This is a genomic window from Chryseobacterium sp. JM1 (assembly GCF_000737715.1).
Lineage (GTDB): Bacteria > Bacteroidota > Bacteroidia > Flavobacteriales > Weeksellaceae > Chryseobacterium.
Window position 1 is genome coordinate 361,811 of the sequence record NZ_JPRN01000002.1, and the last position, 16,264, is coordinate 378,074.

The window sequence follows — 16,264 nt, forward strand, 5'->3', positions numbered from 1 at the left end:
CTTTCTGATTACAGGTTCTAAGTAGTCTCATTTATCGTTTTATTTAGTAGTTTTGTAAATAAACGTTTATTGAAACAATATTATGACAGTAGGATACGCTAGAGTCTCAACTTTGGATCAAAATATTACAACACAAGTCGAATTATTAAAAGATAATGGATGTGAAAAAATTTTCACCGATATTGCTAGTGGGGTTCGAGAAGACAGAACTGGGTTAAATGAAATGATGTCTTTTTTGCGAAAGGGAGATATAATAATAGCCTACAAAACAGACAGAATTTTCCGATCACTTAAAAATATGATTGAGCTTATTGAAAAGTTCAATAAGAAAGGTATTCTGTTTAAAAGTATTACCGAGCCAGTCTTTGATACAACGACAGCAAACGGAAAATTTATTATACAGATTTTTGGGGCTGTAGCTGAATTTGAAAGAAACTTAATCAGTGAAAGAACTAAATCAGGATTAGAAGGCGCCAGAAAAAGAAAAAAATTATTAGGCAGACCTAAAGGATCTAGCCAGGCGAGTATTGAAAAATATCAATTTGCCAAACATTTATATGATAACAAAAATACTTCCATTGATAAGGCTTGTAAGCAAGCCGGTATCAGTAAAGCAACTTTTTATAGAATTGATAATAAAAAATAATTTAACAAACACTGTAGCATTATTTTTTTTAGCATTCTTCACATCATAGGATAGTTTTAGAGAAAAAAATTATTGCTCAGATTAATAATATTTTAGATATTTACATATTACTCTCAAATTAAAATCTAATGCTCTAATGGAAGTTCCTGTAAAAAATCTTGTAGATACGGTCGACTTAACTCGTGATGATATTTTACTTCCTATGCTAGAATGTATCGTGAACTCAATAATAAGTTTACAGAAATCAGACATACCAGAAGAAGAAAAAAAAATTCAAATTCAGATTAGTAGAGGAGAATATCCTAGACTTTTAAATATTGAAAATATCCGAACTATACAAGGTTACAAAATTATAGATAACGGAGTTGGGTTTAACAAATCTAATTATGAATCATTCAATACTCCTTTTTCACAAATAAATAGTGAATATGGCTGCAAGGGAATAGGACGTTTCACTGTCTTAGCTGCCTTTCAAGATTATACTGTTAGTAGTAATTATTTCGAAGATGGAGATTGGTTAAAGAGGATATTTAAATTTTCGGCTGAAAAAGAGATTGAAATTTTAGAGGAAAGAAACTCTGATGAAACAGTATGGAACACAAATATTTCAATTAGCAATTGTTATAATGAATTTATACTCGAAAATTCTGCTCTCAGTATTAGATCTATAGCTGAAAGTATAATGCAACATTGCTTTATATTTTATCTAAATAATGCTCTTCCAAGGATTGAGCTAATTGACTTTGAAACTGAAGAAATAGAGGTTATAAATGAATTATTCCAAAATGTTTCAAAAGAAAAAGAAAGGGAGTTTGATCTAAAAGGAGAAAAATTTAAATTTTACATTACAAAAACGCCTAAAGAGGGGAACAGGAAAAATAACTATTTATATTATTGTGCTAACAATAGAACTGTAAGCAATGCAAGAAATCTAAAAAATGTAAATTCTCTTTTTTCTTACCCAATACTAATTGGAAATTCATATTACTTTTTTGATATTTATATGGTTTCTGAATTCCTAAATAAAAAAGTCTTCAAAACACGTAATGGTTTTAACATACCAAAAGAAAGAGAAAACCAACTATATAATGATAATGGAATAATATCTTTTCAGGATATAGAAGAAAAACTATCTGGTATAATAGAAAAAGAATATGAAGATTTTGTTAAGAAGGCAAAACAAAAAAGCATTGAAAATACTCAAAAATATATAAGAGAAAAGGCTCCAAGATTTAATAGTTTTCTAAAGAACGAAAGCATTTTAAACGCAGTTCCTCCTCATCTTTCAGAAGACAAACTCGAAGAATATCTTTACAAAGTATCTTTTAATGCACGAAAAAATGTTGAAAATAACATTGATAAATTTATAAAATCAAAAGAAGTTAGCGAAGATGCTATTAATCAAATTATAGATGACATTAAAGCTAAAACAGCTTATGATATAGATAATCTTGCTGATTATATGATGAGGAGAAAGGCAATAATTAAGTTGTTTGATAAATTTTTAGATGCAGATGAAAAAGGTAAATATAAACTAGAAGAAGACGTACACAATTTGATTTTCCCATTAGGTTTTACAAATAATGATTTATCATATGAAAACCATAATTTATGGTTATTGGACGAAAGATTTGTATCTTATAGATTTATTGCCTCCGATAAATCCATAACCTCATTTTCACAAATAAAAAGTAGAAAGGAAACTGATTTAATTTTGGTAGATAATCCTCCGATGTTTGACAATCCTATAAGCTTCGGTGATAGAAATAGTGGCGAAGTTAACTCTATGGTTATTTTCGAATTCAAAAGACCTGGTGATGTGGCTCACCAAAAAAATAAAAATGATTATAGATGGGAATTTTCAGAACTTGTAGAACCTTATTTTGACGAATTTTTATATAATCCTATTAAAAAAAACTATAAAGGGAACCAAGTCGTACTTAGAGAAACAACACCCAAGTTTGGATACATAATCTTAGATATGATTCCTGACATGTTAGCAAGATACAACAAGAATAAAGGATGGAGCCTAACTCCCTTTGGAACATATTTCAAAATTATCGCAAATTTAAATCTACATTTAGAAGTTATGACTTTCCGCCAACTTGTTGACTCATCTAAGAATAGACATAACCCATTTTTTGATAAGCTTTTTAATAGTTAAAATTTATATAAGAATAAACCGCTCTGTTGAGCGGTTTATATTTTTATTCATGCTATAATTCAATAGTTAGTTTTCGTAAGGTATTAGTTTTTTTTGGTATAATTGTGGAAAATAATTCCTCAACGACATTTTCTTTAAAACCCATTTCTTTTAAGAAAGAAAAATCAGTTTCATCTTGAGCTAATTTTATAACTTTTCTCAAAAGTGAAGGTTGGCTAATTTCAAATTCGAATGGTTCTAATTTTCTATATGGCGATAACCAAAATATACATTTGTTGTACCAATCTTGTGTTATATTTCCTATATCCTTAGTTCTGTATAAAATAGCTGCAGCTGACATTTTCCAGACTTTTTTTAAACTGAAAAGCTTTTCCTTATTTAACCTTTTAAAAACTGATTGTACTTCTGCCTTTGGTGCCAAAAATGCAGAGGCAAAAGCATCCGCTTCTTTTTCTTTATTCCTACTTTCAGAAATTATAAAGTCAAAATGAAAAATTAAATGAGCAAGCTCATGAGCTATCGTAAATACTTTTCTCGAGTTTGGAATTTTATTATTAATTAAAATTAATGGGATACCATTAACATAAGTACTAACTCCATCAAAATTTCTATTATCACTACTGATAAAATCAAAATCAAAAAAATGTATAATTATACCGTTCTTTTCCAATAGGGTTACAATATCTTCAATTGGACCTCGTAAAACTCCAAATTTCAACCGGATCTCACTCGCTAAGTATTCATAGTTGAAATTATGGTCTTCAAGATCTATTGTGGGGATTTTGCTCTCTGGAATATCAATAATATCTAAAAGGTTAGCCACTGTCATAGATATTAAAGTAAGTCTAGCTTCAAATGCACTAACAAGGCTTTTACTTGTTGATGCTAATTTTCTGTAAAACAATTTTTGAGATGGCAAGTTTATCTCACTTTTAAAAAACTTAGCAGTAAACTGATCACCAAGGTTCTGAATCTGCTCTAATTCTAAAGGCCTTTCTCCATTTTCAATGTTGCTAATAATAGATTGTTTTGTGTTAATCTTTTTGCCGAAAGCAGTCTGACTTAGTCCAAAATAATCTCTTGCCAATCTTAAAGTTGTATTATTAAAGATTGTTGCATTCATAATGTATTTCTCATTGTTAATAAATAGATGATAATTGAAGGGTGAGAAGATTAATATTTACCCAACTTTAGAATCTCTCTCTTGGGCTTGATTTTTTAATTTTATACTTAAATTTTCTTCAGATATAAAATACTCAGATAAATTTAACTCATAAGCTAGTTCATCATTTTCAAATCTAACTACCTTTACAGTAATTCCTCCATTTTCATTAGGCATATAAACAAAATAAAAAATTGGAGGCTGATGCTCAATCCCTCTTCTTTGCAACTCTTTTCTGACGGATTGCTTTAATGAAACATCATTTCCTGCTGTTGTATTTTCAAATCTCTCAGTTGAGATATTCTTAATTTTCCCATTCTTATCCATAGCTTTAAAACAGAATAAAGCTTTATTGTCTAATAAAAAATAAGTCATGCCATAAGTACTTATCTTTAAAGTCATATCAAAAGCTTTGAAATCTGTAGCAAGCTTAGAATAAAAATTTGCAAATATCATCGAATTAGTTGTTGATGCCTGATGTCTTTTATTAAAAAATTCAAAAGGATTTTCAATTACATATTTCTGACTCTTTGCATAGCCTTCTACAATGCCTTTATAGGCATATTTCACGAAATCACTATACTTTTTATTAGTAATTTCCTTGTCAAATACACTTTTATTGTGTATATTTGTTCTCCCATTTGGGGAGATACTGTTCATGTTTTGTCCCATGATAATATTATTATATTTAGTATCTCACCCTTCAATGACCATCTTCCATCTTCTTGCGTCAACAAGAAGATTTTTTTTGCTATCTATTCGACAATACAAATATACAAAAAAAAACAAAACCACCAAAAAACATTAAATTCTATTAAAGTTTTATTTATATTTTAATTATATACTATTAAAAATAAATACCAAAAACATGATTTCCAACACAATACAATCAAAACAAAGTAAGTCTTTTTGCTATTTTTAATATTATCAAAGTCTGATTGTTAATTTTAAAGATATTTATTAGGAGTGCATCAAAAAGTGTGGGGCAAATTAGGCAGCGTTTAGGTTTTTATTGATATCTACTGTTCTGAATTTAGGGTATTTTTCTCTGAAAACCTTTTCCCAGTCATTGTTTAAAACCTGTGTTCGTGCTTGCAGTAGCAAATGGGCTCCTTTTCTCGTCCATTGCATGGATTGCTTTTTTCCAAACCGCTTAGCAATAACGTAATTTACCGTGGATTCCACGAAGCTGGTAGTTATAACCTCTCCGTATCGATGTCGCTCGGAATAATTGGGAATAAAGTTTTCATTGCCTGTTATGTAGGTTTGAAAATCTAGAATCTGTTGCTTCAATATCTTTAATTTTTCATACTTTTTCTTGATTTTTTCATCTTCTTGATGTTCAAAAACGGTGTATTCAAAATCTTCAATAAGATCTAATGCCTGTTGCACTTTTCCATGCCACAGGTTCCATTTGACGCTCTTTAAATCCTTAATAAAGTCAGCCCCTCTTTGCTTATCGATTTTTGAAAAACCTAATGCGAATTGCTTGAGCACCGTTATTCTCATGGTTATATGAAACCAATCCAAAATCTGTACAGATTCGGCATTGAGATAGTTTTGCATAGAACGTAAATTAGGTGATCCGTCAGAGAAAAATTCTAATTTTTGGTTAGGAAGCATACCCTGAGATCGGAGATGTTCATAGATTCTACGCTTGGGCTTTTGGTCGTAGGAACCTACGAATCCGAAACACTTTGCATTTCTTTCTGCCGGTACAGTTTTTCCAACAATTACCTCGAAAATAGTTTTTTTCTGATTCCAATCCCTCAAATAACCTCCATCCATACCCACAATCATCGTTCTTTCTGGTGTTGGAAGGCTTCTGCGATACAAAATACTCCCAGAGTCATACATAAATTGTTCATCAGGAAGCTGATTTTCTTGCTCGGAAATGATTTTCTTCAAATGATTCTGAATGGTCGATGCATTGAGGGGTTCTGAGACCGGCAAAACTTCCTTGAGTAAATTGGCAGTCTTTTCAAAAGGGATCAAAGATGCCCATTTGGTTTCAAGGTATAAGAGTTCTGGGGTAATGTGCATTGGGAGTAGCTCCTTCAAAGGGCTGAAAGTAGCCTTTATTTCCTCATTATTGGTATAAAACCTTGGACTTTTGAGAGCAATATCCCCGAATAAAGTTTTTAGCTGAATGGTATAGCTCCCTTTCCTTCTATAGTCTTGTAGATTCAGACTTTTTAGATAGGCTATGATTTGTTTTTCAATTATGATGGTCTGCAGATTCTTGAGAAGTTCCTTCGATTCCGAAAGACTCATTCCAATGGTTTCAAAAGAATGGCTTTCCCGATCCAAAGAATAAAATTCTTCTATTATCGAGGTTGAGCTTCCATCCTCTAGGCATAATTGAAGTTTGAATTTCATAGCAAAATAATTTATGGTGTTAAATAATCATTGACTTTCCTTACTGTATTAATGGAAACATCACATATTTTGGAAGTTTTGCGAATACTTATTCCCAAACGAAGATTCCGGGTAATCAAAGGATATTTTTTTAAGAAAGCTGCTTTCTCTTCTTTTGTTCCATTGGGGCGCCCCAGCTTTTTCCCTTTTCTGCGAGCTTCTTCGATTCCTGATAGTATACGCTCTCGTAAGGTTTCTCGTTCCAAACGGGCAAACTCTGCCAGTAGTGTAAACATAAACTGAGCAATAGGATTTCTTTTCCCTTTCTTTAGGGTTTCAATTCCAAAGTTTTGTACATACACACTGACTCCAAGATTAGAAAGCTCTTCCAATACTTTTAACACTTCAACAGTGGATCTCCCCAAGCGAGAAACTTCCTGAACCAAGACTTTATCAATCTCTCCACTCTTTGCTAAGGTAAGCAGTTCCTGTAACCCGCTCCTTTCGATATTATCCTTTGCTCCGGATATTTTCTCCGAAATTTCTGTGATGATCTCTACTTTTTGAGAATAAGCCACCTCTCGCAAATCTTCTATTTGCCTTTGATAATTTTGCTCTTTTTTAGAAACTCTTACAAAGATGACACCCTTTTCCATCACGTTAAGATACGCAAGATGATTATAAAATCAAAATAATCACTAGGTTTTATTAATACACTTTTACTCTTCAAAAAACTCGGAATAATCTCCAAGGGTATACCAAAAATCAGGATCACCATTTTTTTGATACAGTTTCTTAAGGGCTTTATTAATCCTGCTCTTCTCAAACTTTTCAGAATCATGAGTTAAATACCAGGAAGGCACTTCGTCAAAATCGATATCTGGAAATTTTTTATCTTCTATACTTTCCGCCAATTCCTGAAGCATATCATAGCACCATAGTATTTGATGGGTAATAGCTTCTTCATAGTATTTTGCACCGCCTATTCCCTCAATAGGACAGGCCCTTTTTCCTGCTAATACTTTGGGGTAATGAAAGGGAGAATCTAAAGGGGAAATCTTTTCAATGCGTAATTCATGTTCCCAGAACTCGTAAAAGTTATAGGTATAAGTGAATTTGTCTTTTTCTTTAAAGCCAAAATGAGAGAGGGGAACTTCACAATCATTACTGAAAGAACTGCCATAAAATCGTCCCCAGATATGGAATTTATGAAGAAAATAGCCGTCCCAACCCATAACCATTTGTATCAAATGATGAAGCTGCGCAATGCTCGTACTATCACAAACTACAAATCTCCGTAAGATCTGCGGTGATATCCCTAAAATGTGGATCTTGAATTGAATAAGATTTCTCTCTGCCAACAGAATTTTTTTGTCTGAAGAAAAGGTAAGAATTTTTTATTTGCCCCACACTTTTTGATGCACTCCTATTATTGATTTGTTATTTTATCATTCCGAATTGTAAATTATCATCTTCTTTTGTAATTGACAATGGTTTTTCCGCTGCCCGGCGGACCAATGAGGATAATGTTATGCCCTCCTGCCGCAGACACTTCCATGGCTCTTTTTGCGGTTTCCTGTCCTTTAACTTCAGAAAAATCGAACGGGAAATCATTGATTTTTTCCTGAAATTCTTTTCTGGTGTCTAATATGATTCTTTTAATCGGCTTTCCTTCATTAAAAAAATCGATTACTTCTTTGATGTTTTCAGCGCCGTATACTTCGAGACTGTCTACAATAGCGGCTTCCCGGGTATTCTGCATGGGAAGAATAATCCCTTTGAAACCTTCTTCTCTGGCCTGTATAGCGATAGGAAGCACTCCTTTGATGGGCTGCAGGCTTCCGTCTAATGACAATTCGCCCATGATGATGTAATCCTGGATATTTTCAGCGAGAATCTGATCTGAAGCGGCCAATATTCCAATAGCGATGCTGAGGTCATAAGCAGAGCCTTCTTTTCGCAGGTCTGCGGGAGCCATATTGATGGTAATTTTCTTGCCGGGAATTTTGTGGCCTACGTTCCTTAATGCAGCAGAGATCCTGTAGCTGCTTTCTTTAATGGCATTATCGGGGAGCCCGACCAGATGATAGCCTACTCCTCCGGTGTCTACATTCACCTCAATAGTAATGGTTTGTGCCGCAACTCCATGGATGGCACTTCCATAAATTTTTACCAGCATGATTGTGTTTTTGGTAAAATTAGAGAATATAATTTTTCAAAATTTGGTCTTTAAAATTAACAGATTTAAGCTTCTTCATCCATTTTATAAAAAATTTCAATAAAAAGACAAACCGATACAGACTGTCTCTGTACCGGCTCATCAGCGATTAAAAAAAACTAACTCAGGATGTGTTCTATTACTTTTTGATGAACTTATTCTTGTAGGTATTTCCTTCTGTATCTTTAGAAAGAATGATATAATTTCCGGGAACCAGACGGCTTACATCTATCGGTTCGCTAAAGTGATGACTGTTTTTCTGCAGTGCTACCTTTCCGGACATATCCATGATGATGACCTCTTTATATTTCTTATCGGAATCTTTTCCGATGTACAGAAACTGCGCCGTAGGATTCGGATATATTTTAAGCGTTTTTTCTTTACGTTTTGTTTCGCCTGTTGCCAGCGTGCACTGTTCAAAGTTTCCGAAATTCAGCTTTATAAAATTTCCTGTGCCTAAAAATTCACACTGATCCGGACAATACTCCGTACAGGCATAGAATCCGAATACTCCGGAATCTGTTGCTGTATATGAATCTCCTATAACCCCACTGATCACACAGGGATCTCCCGGTGAAGGCGGCGGACTGTTTGGAATACATCTATACCATACATGGTTTCCGTAAAGATCTGGAAATACATCATCAAATCTTACTGATGCTCCGGCACAAATATTATATTCTCCATCTCCCAAATCCTGATAAGTTCCGGGTGTAAAGGTGCTGAGCATCGCGGGAAGGGCATAAGCAAATCCATCTGCCATCACCGCCGGACTTTCTGCGGAACAGTCGCCTTCTGTAACCTGTACCTTAAAATAATACAGCTGATCATCATTTCCATTGATGGTCAATGTTTGTGAAGTGGCTCCCGGAATTGCCGTCCAGGGATTGTTGTTGGGCGTCTGCCATGTCCACTGCTGTTTGTACCATTGATAACTTCCAAATGTTTGGGTAGAAAGTGTCTCTGTTTCGGTATTACAGAACACGATCTTATCCGGAAATTTTACGCCCAGTCTGGGACTGGTAATGGTAGGATTACACTGTGCTTTCATATTCATTAGGGCCATGAATAGTACAGCCAAAAAAATCAGTTTGGTTTTCATATTTAAATATTTTAATGGTTTGGTTTAGCTTTTTTAGCGAAATCAGTCCAGTAACAGTCTGATTCCGAACTTCATATTAAAGTTTAAAGGTTTTTCTTTGTAAATGGTATTAAGCTGGCTGTCGTTTTTGAAATGATACCCTATTCCAGGTTCAGCATAGATTCCGATTTTATCAATAATTTTCACCTGAAGGCCTACCGCAGAATTTACTGAAAACTGTACCGGTTTTACATCCAGGCGTTCGTCCTGAGAATCCGTCACCTCATCATTGACTATATATTTTGTCCTAAGCTTTCCTGCCACTGCTTTTTCTGCAAGTACTCCGCCGGTTACGTATCCTGTAAAACGTCCTTTCTGAATCACATTATAATTGACCTGAACCGGAATCCCGATATAATGGATGCTCTGCTCACCTTTTATATAATTGGAATTGCTTCCGGAATGCAATTCTGAGGTAAGTTTCGTATAATTGACCCCGGTTCCTATTCCCCATCTTTTCCCAATATTATAATACATTGACAATCCAAATGTCACAGGAATTTTATGTCTGATTCTCGCTTCCACTTCTTTACTCTGGTTGGCGAGCAGAACTTCCGTAAGCGGATCGGCTTCTGTACCTGACATAAATATATCACTAAAAGCCATCGGACTTCCGCTGATGGAAGCGTAGCCCGGAAACTTCTGGTCGGAGGAATTGGAGGAAACACTTCCTGTAAGCATGTTCAGCATCCACTTTTTGGACTGGCGACCCCGGATTTTAGATTTATCTGTAGCAGCCATCTTTTCATGAAGTTCATTTTCAGGTGTATTAAAAATTTCTTCAACTTCTTTTTTCTCTTTTACTACCGGATTCTCATTGGCTAAAGGAGAAATATTCGCGGGTTGGGTTTCTTTCTTAAAAAGTTCAACTCCTTTTTCCTTTTCCTGAGATCCTGAGATCACTTTATTATAATTTGTTCCATGTCCCAATATATTTTTTAAAATTTGCTCAGTGCTTGTTTTACCGTTCAATATATTTTCTGCGTGACTGTATTTTTCAACTTCATTGGTTTTTGCCTTATCATTGGTATCGGCCAGTACAGGATCCATGATTCTTTTTTCTATTTGAGGACTTTCATCAACATTTTCAGCTTTTTTTGTGATCTTAGGACCAGTCTTCTCTGCATTCATATCCAGTAATAATTTTCCAGTAAAGAACAACATAGCAATAGCAGCAGCAACTCCTCCGACACGGTACCAGAGGGATCTTTTATTTTCAACAGACGGATTTATATTTTCTTTTTCATCATCGGCTCCAAACATCATGGCTCCGGCTATTCCGTTTTCTTCCTCTTCAGAAAAAAGCTCATCTTTTATATCTTCCCACAGCCCATCCGGAATATCCTCTTTGTGGTCTTCCATTTTCCTGTGAAGGTCATTTAGCCACTGATTATTCATATTGTGCTTTTTTTGACATTTTATACTCTTTAATTTTCTGGACAAGCAGTCCTTTAGCCCGGTGAAACTGCGAGGCGGAGGAGTTTTCTGCTATACCTAAAAGTCCTGCAATCTCCCTGTGGCTTTTCTTCTCAAATACAAATAGGTTGAAAACCGTTCTGTAGCCATCAGGAAGCGACTGTATCATCTTCATAATGGCAGCCTGCGGAATTTCCTCCAGATCGGGCTCTTCCTCATTGGGGATATCAGGAAATTCAGCCAGATCCGTATCTGTTGTCATGCCGGAATGTTGCTTTATATGTTTTAAAGCTTCATTGACCGTAATCCGCATCATCCATGCTTTCAGGGAACCGCTTCCTCTGTATTCGAATGTTTCAATGGACCGGAACATTTTGATAAAACTGTTCTGAAGAACGTCATGAACATCATCTTTCCCCGGAACATAACGAGCGCAGACCCCGGCAAGGTTTCCGGAATAGGTTCCGAAAAGTTCTTTCCAGGCAGCTTCTTCCTTCGTGAGAAGGCGTCTTATCAAAATCTGCTCTTTGTTTTCTTCCATGTATGGGTGAGGTCCGGTTTAGCGGCCGGTTAAAAATTTTAAGCAAAAATAGACTGCATCCGGCAAAACACAATCTATTTTTCATATGATCTGTCTATTAATTAATCCTAATACAGTATGGAAAATTGTAATAAATCGCTTCAAAAGGGCTTACCACCGTTGTTCCGTCTACCGTAATCTTTTCTGCTGCCAAAACGAATCTCAGCGTATAATCCAGTCCTATGAAATATCCTTTCTGCTTGGTCACCAGGGTAACGACTGCCTTTTTATTGACTCCGTCTACCGGAATCTGAAGCTCCAGCTCCTTTGGAACAAAAGTGAGTTCCACCCAGTTTTTTTCAGCATTTAAGACAGAGGTATAATTCAGTTTGTATTTCACTTTTCCCATGGCAGTTAATGCCGTTTCCGTTTTTATTGGGTCTTTCACCACTGCTTTCACAATTTCTTTGATGGGAAACTCCGGAAATGTAAGCGTATCTTTCTTTATTTTAAAATCTACTACTTTCTCACCTCTACTCTCTCCCTGCACGGTAATCAGTCTTCCTTTATAATCCCCATAGACATTTTCCAGCTTTACCGGTGGTACTTCTATCCTGTCCTCATTCATGCATGAGAACAGGGAGAAGATAATTGAGATCACCAAAACGGCAGTAATCACCTTAAGTACTATTAAATTCTTCATTTCATTATTTTTTTTAACATTAAACATTAGTTGTATTGAGTACTCATCTATAAAATCCGTTTTTGGGAAAATCTTGCGTGAGGTTTTGAAAAAAGAATGAAACAACACGGTAACCCACTGATTTTAAGGCGATAAATTTTTATTTTTTTACTTTTTAAAAATGAGAAACCAGCGTGGGTTGCACGCTGGTTTTGGAAGTAAATATCATTTTTAATTACTAGAGAATAGATATTTCGTAAATATATCTTTCTTTAAATCCCATAATATATGTATCGCTTTTTAGCTTATCTATCAATAAAAATTATTGCTGCCTATGGTCTTTTTTCTATAATAAAATATTTATCTTTATCTTCATTATACTCTATTACAATAGAACCATTACGTATGGATATATCATTTTTCACTATTCCAGTATCAGCATCAATCATTAAATTTCCATAAATATGTCGATCAAAGTCTTCAAAACCATATGGAAAACTTAACAACCAACAATTAAAATCATGATATTTTCCTCTTTCTAAATACTTAACATCAATCTTAGCATTGTTGTCATAATTAAAATTTATATCAGACATTACTTTTAACCCTATAGCTAATGCGTCTTCTTCTGTTAAATTCATAGTTTTCTATTTTAATAATTTTTCTAATTCATCTATTATTTTTGGCTCTGCTCCTTGTCTTAAGCATTCATCTCTGTAATACTTATATGAGTCAATTAGTTCCTGTTTTGTCCAACGGTGCTTTTGTTTCCAAACTCTTTCCCAAACCAATTCTTCCAATTTCCAATTAGGTATATTATGATATCCTTCAAAACCAAATTTTTTAAAATCATCGATATGCCACATTTCATGCTGTATTGTAAGTTCTGTTGCATCAGCTCTGAGAAACATTATAGGTGGAATTTCATGTGTTCTACAACTTGCTAAAATATCGTTTGGATAGTTGGTCCATCTTCTATACCTTTCTGGATGACTGTTTTTAGTGACAACTTCAACTTTTAATCCAATATCAGAATATCTTTTTTCGATTTCTTTTGCTATTTGCCTTAAAGTGCTTCTTCGATACCTTTGCCCTCCACCAGAACCTTTTTGAGCCTTCCTGAAAACTTCTTCATCATCACCAGGAAGATAACCTCCATTTTTTTTCCTTACTAACTTTTCCTGTCTTCTCCCATTCTTCTCCTTCACCCTTCTCTCCGCAGGTGTCAAAGCATGATCTGCCACTTCATCTCCAAAACCAAAAACCTCATCTAAAACTTTTTTAATTTAGAAAGAAAAAACCGCCTGTTAGAAAGCGGTTAATGGACATGATTTACTTTTTCTTTAAGCTTGCATCTCTTCTTATGCGAATTTGTACAATATAATTTTCGTGAATATAGTTTCTAATCTCGTCTTGCTCCTCTTCTGAAAGGTCAGAGGACCATCCGATATGATCTTTATGCACTGAAAATACTTTTTTTAATTCCGGACAATTTTCAAATAACTCTATGTTTTTTTGATATTCAACTCCACTATCTATTTCAAAATTATCTGCTTTTTCAGTTCCAAAAAAGTAACCTTTATGCCAAGATAATAAGTAACCTATCGGAAAATAAATTTCTGAATCTCCCATTTCATCAAAAGCCTTTTGTAAATATTTAATAGGTTTCCTATTTTTCCTATATTGAATTAACTCATCTAATAATTCTTTAATGACCGTATTCATTTTATACTTTTTTAATAATTAACATAAATAAAATCTAACATTTCTCTGATTGTATCAAAATCTTTCTCCAGACCAACTGCTTCTTGAAATGCTCTTTCGTGGAAAAAAGCTCGCTTTTCCCATTGATATGTATCTCCAACAAAACCATCAAAATGATCCAATGCATGCGTCCCTTCATGTACAAACTCGCTTAGTAAGTTTTCAGCAGATGTAGAACCACGGTAAAAAGTTTTATCATCAATACAAAAAGCAGCTGTTCCTCTTGCTTCCTCTAATGTATCACCCGAATTCATCAACATTTTCTCAAATTTCACATCATCTAAAATTTGGAATTTCATCTTTCCTTCTTCAATTAGCTTTGCCACTTTATTGGCCTGTTCTGTATAGCCCTTCAGAGCATTTGCAATCTCTGTTTTGCTTAATTCCAGAATTGACCTGCCTTCCCATTTTTCTTTAAAGTTTTCAAAACGTCTTTTGTTTTGCTTTATCTGTTTCTTTCTCTCAACATTATTATTTCTATCAAGTTTCTCCTGTCTTCTCCCATTCTTCTCCTTCACCCTTCTCTCCGCAGGTGTCAAAGCATGATCTGCCACTTCATCTCCAAAACCAAAAACCTCATCTAAAACTTTTCCTAATTTAGAGAAAATTTCTTTTGTTCCTTTTTTAAATTCGCGAAGGAGCATGCTGATGAATTCCATCATCCTTGTCAGAAAATTTCCAGCCTGTGTAATCGCTTTGGAGATCTTTTCCAATGGGTTTAAGATAAAACTTTCTACAGTTTTAGCCAACTTTGCCACCGCCGCTACACCACCCGTAAGAAGCGTTTCCACAATGAGATCTATAATAATGCCTATGATATAGCCGTAATAATAAGCCGCTTTTTCTATGGTAAATTGTGGTACTTTTTCCTCCAGCCATTTTATCAGGCGGAAGACTGTTTTTATCTGAAAAGTAATGCACTGCTTAAAAAAGTCTACATAATCAAATTTCATGATTCCTTCCATCAGATCTTCCATCAGTTCAAGAAACATTTCACCATATTCAACTTTGCGGTCATTCACTTTATCCATGGCAGCCACTGCTTTGAAGATAAAACCTATAATTGAAAAAATTCCGGCAATAATATCAACAAGACTGTTGTAAATTCCGCAAAGAAAAGCATTGGCCGACTGATAACTCCTATAGATGATGTGTTGCATTCCCGTTAGCGGATCAATCAGAAATTCTTCTATTTTATCGATCTGCTTGAAAAATAAATTCAAAGACTGTTTTATTTTCCTGAAGATAAAGGCAGGAAAGAAATTTTCCCCATTGCTCAGGAGATTATTAAAATCGTCTTTAACTCCGTTTATCCTTTCAAATAAGGATTTGACGATCCTGGAATTTATTTTTTTCTGCCCTTCCAGATTTTCATATGGATTGCCGGGAGTTGTATGTTCGTAGAATTTTTTAAGCTCTTCATAAAGTGCATCAGGGATAAATGCAGGATCATATTCCCCTTCTTTAGCATCCGGATTCCAGCCGTTTTCTGAAATTCTTAACTTAGCGACGTTATCTGCGATACCCTCAATAAAAAAATGAGCAGCTCCCTCTAGGATTTCCTGTTTAAAAAAGCTGAAGATTTGCCCTACACTGGCATCTTTTAAACCCAAAAGCCAACTGACAAAACCTACTTTATTTCTATAAATACCATTTTTAATCAGGTCTTCAAGTGCTTTTGGAGAAACGGTGACTTCATGCTTCCTTGTAAAAGTAAGGATGTCATTGAACGGTAACTCTTTATTTTTTGTAAGATCCGCCCCGGCCACAACGCGCATTACTGTACTGTAATTATATTCGTCATTGATTTCCAGGAAAAGAATCAGCTGTTTACTGCCTGGTAAGGCTTCCATATAGCGCTGAAGAAGGAATGCTCCGTTTTTACTTGCAAATAGAACAACATCAATTCCTCCGATCATTTGACTAAACCTGCTTTTATACACAACTACTTCCTCTATATTTCCTCCGAACACCGGTTCATCTGAATAAATCTGAAAGCCGTTGCCCTCCATGACCGGTTTGCCATTATAATAGGTATTGGCAATCTGTTTTGCCGTGAGTTGTTTAAGTTCAGGAGGAGAGGTTAAAACAGGAAAAGAAGGGTTGGGAAATTTCACAGGGTCACCCTTTAAAAAGGAATTCAAAGAATTTCCAGCTAAAGGATTATTTAATATTTCTAAACTCATTTTGTGA

General features: G+C 34.6%; 15 protein-coding genes and 1 pseudogene. 2 read left to right on the plus strand and 14 right to left on the minus strand.

Translation table 11 applies throughout. The features are described from left to right. The first annotated feature begins 82 nt into the window (after positions 1–82). Together IW22_RS03825 and IW22_RS03830 are read left to right on the plus strand one after the other, a co-directional pair. The gene (locus IW22_RS03825) at positions 83–646 is read left to right on the plus strand and encodes a recombinase family protein (protein WP_034724260.1); all 564 of its coding nucleotides are present in this window, start codon (positions 83–85) and stop codon (positions 644–646) included. A gap of 136 nt (positions 647–782) precedes the next feature. After that, positions 783–2,810, plus strand: a complete 2,028-nt coding sequence (locus IW22_RS03830; protein WP_034724261.1) for a hypothetical protein — start codon at positions 783–785, stop codon at positions 2,808–2,810. Between the two features lie 52 nt (positions 2,811–2,862). Here IW22_RS03830 and IW22_RS23505 read toward each other — a convergent pair whose 3' ends face one another. The 14 genes and pseudogenes from IW22_RS23505 to IW22_RS03900 form a co-directional block, all read right to left on the minus strand. Beyond that, a complete protein-coding gene (locus IW22_RS23505; RefSeq protein ID WP_051891019.1) occupies positions 2,863–3,933 on the minus strand; it encodes an ImmA/IrrE family metallo-endopeptidase in 1,071 nt (356 codons plus the stop codon). A gap of 57 nt (positions 3,934–3,990) precedes the next feature. Next, on the minus strand, positions 3,991–4,644 hold the full coding sequence (locus tag IW22_RS03840; protein ID WP_034724262.1) for a hypothetical protein: 654 nt from the start codon (positions 4,642–4,644) through the stop codon (positions 3,991–3,993). A gap of 318 nt (positions 4,645–4,962) precedes the next feature. Further along, positions 4,963–6,351, minus strand: a complete 1,389-nt coding sequence (locus IW22_RS03845) for an ISKra4 family transposase (protein WP_034724264.1) — start codon at positions 6,349–6,351, stop codon at positions 4,963–4,965. A gap of 11 nt (positions 6,352–6,362) precedes the next feature. Then, positions 6,363–6,986 (minus strand): recombinase family protein, encoded by a 624-nt coding sequence (locus tag IW22_RS03850; RefSeq protein WP_034724266.1) that lies wholly within the window; start codon positions 6,984–6,986, stop codon positions 6,363–6,365. 63 nt (positions 6,987–7,049) lie between these two features. Further along, positions 7,050–7,691 carry a plasmid pRiA4b ORF-3 family protein gene (locus tag IW22_RS23510; protein WP_165571863.1) on the minus strand — a complete coding sequence of 214 codons (642 nt, stop codon included), beginning with the start codon at positions 7,689–7,691 and terminating at the stop codon, positions 7,050–7,052. Between the two features lie 125 nt (positions 7,692–7,816). Continuing rightward, a pseudogene (locus IW22_RS03860) lies at positions 7,817–8,509 on the minus strand (magnesium chelatase domain-containing protein); the annotation flags it as partial. A 178-nt stretch (positions 8,510–8,687) separates the two neighbouring features. After that, positions 8,688–9,650 (minus strand): T9SS type A sorting domain-containing protein, encoded by a 963-nt coding sequence (locus IW22_RS03865; RefSeq protein WP_034724267.1) that lies wholly within the window; start codon positions 9,648–9,650, stop codon positions 8,688–8,690. A 42-nt stretch (positions 9,651–9,692) separates the two neighbouring features. Then, positions 9,693–11,087, minus strand: coding sequence for an outer membrane beta-barrel protein (locus IW22_RS03870; RefSeq protein ID WP_034724270.1), 1,395 nt, complete (start codon positions 11,085–11,087; stop codon positions 9,693–9,695). Continuing rightward, positions 11,080–11,646, minus strand: a complete 567-nt coding sequence (locus IW22_RS03875) for an RNA polymerase sigma factor (RefSeq protein WP_034724271.1) — start codon at positions 11,644–11,646, stop codon at positions 11,080–11,082. The genes IW22_RS03870 and IW22_RS03875 overlap by 8 nt, the downstream gene beginning before the upstream one ends. Positions 11,647–11,743: 97 nt before the next feature. Continuing rightward, the gene (locus IW22_RS03880) at positions 11,744–12,328 is read right to left on the minus strand and encodes a DUF4840 domain-containing protein (protein WP_034724720.1); all 585 of its coding nucleotides are present in this window, start codon (positions 12,326–12,328) and stop codon (positions 11,744–11,746) included. A gap of 311 nt (positions 12,329–12,639) precedes the next feature. Next, the gene (locus IW22_RS03885) at positions 12,640–12,948 is read right to left on the minus strand and encodes a hypothetical protein (protein ID WP_034724272.1); all 309 of its coding nucleotides are present in this window, start codon (positions 12,946–12,948) and stop codon (positions 12,640–12,642) included. Between the two features lie 6 nt (positions 12,949–12,954). Continuing rightward, positions 12,955–13,551, minus strand: coding sequence for a zincin-like metallopeptidase toxin domain-containing protein (locus IW22_RS03890; RefSeq protein WP_034724273.1), 597 nt, complete (start codon positions 13,549–13,551; stop codon positions 12,955–12,957). 88 nt (positions 13,552–13,639) lie between these two features. After that, positions 13,640–14,032, minus strand: coding sequence for a hypothetical protein (locus tag IW22_RS03895; RefSeq protein WP_034724274.1), 393 nt, complete (start codon positions 14,030–14,032; stop codon positions 13,640–13,642). Between the two features lie 11 nt (positions 14,033–14,043). Then, positions 14,044–16,257 (minus strand): hypothetical protein, encoded by a 2,214-nt coding sequence (locus IW22_RS03900; RefSeq protein ID WP_034724276.1) that lies wholly within the window; start codon positions 16,255–16,257, stop codon positions 14,044–14,046. Positions 16,258–16,264: the final 7 nt, after the last annotated feature.

Coding starts and splice junctions, on each gene's coding strand:
- IW22_RS03825 (WP_034724260.1), top strand. CDS start 83: ATGACAGTAGGATACGCTAGAGTCTCAACTTTGGATCAAAATATTACA.
- IW22_RS03830 (WP_034724261.1), top strand. CDS start 783: ATGGAAGTTCCTGTAAAAAATCTTGTAGATACGGTCGACTTAACTCGT.
- IW22_RS23505 (WP_051891019.1), bottom strand. CDS start 3,933: ATGAATGCAACAATCTTTAATAATACAACTTTAAGATTGGCAAGAGAT.
- IW22_RS03840 (WP_034724262.1), bottom strand. CDS start 4,644: ATGGGACAAAACATGAACAGTATCTCCCCAAATGGGAGAACAAATATA.
- IW22_RS03845 (WP_034724264.1), bottom strand. CDS start 6,351: ATGAAATTCAAACTTCAATTATGCCTAGAGGATGGAAGCTCAACCTCG.
- IW22_RS03850 (WP_034724266.1), bottom strand. CDS start 6,986: ATGGAAAAGGGTGTCATCTTTGTAAGAGTTTCTAAAAAAGAGCAAAAT.
- IW22_RS03865 (WP_034724267.1), bottom strand. CDS start 9,650: ATGAAAACCAAACTGATTTTTTTGGCTGTACTATTCATGGCCCTAATG.
- IW22_RS03870 (WP_034724270.1), bottom strand. CDS start 11,087: ATGAATAATCAGTGGCTAAATGACCTTCACAGGAAAATGGAAGACCAC.
- IW22_RS03875 (WP_034724271.1), bottom strand. CDS start 11,646: ATGGAAGAAAACAAAGAGCAGATTTTGATAAGACGCCTTCTCACGAAG.
- IW22_RS03880 (WP_034724720.1), bottom strand. CDS start 12,328: ATGAAGAATTTAATAGTACTTAAGGTGATTACTGCCGTTTTGGTGATC.
- IW22_RS03885 (WP_034724272.1), bottom strand. CDS start 12,948: ATGAATTTAACAGAAGAAGACGCATTAGCTATAGGGTTAAAAGTAATG.
- IW22_RS03895 (WP_034724274.1), bottom strand. CDS start 14,032: ATGAATACGGTCATTAAAGAATTATTAGATGAGTTAATTCAATATAGG.
- IW22_RS03900 (WP_034724276.1), bottom strand. CDS start 16,257: ATGAGTTTAGAAATATTAAATAATCCTTTAGCTGGAAATTCTTTGAAT.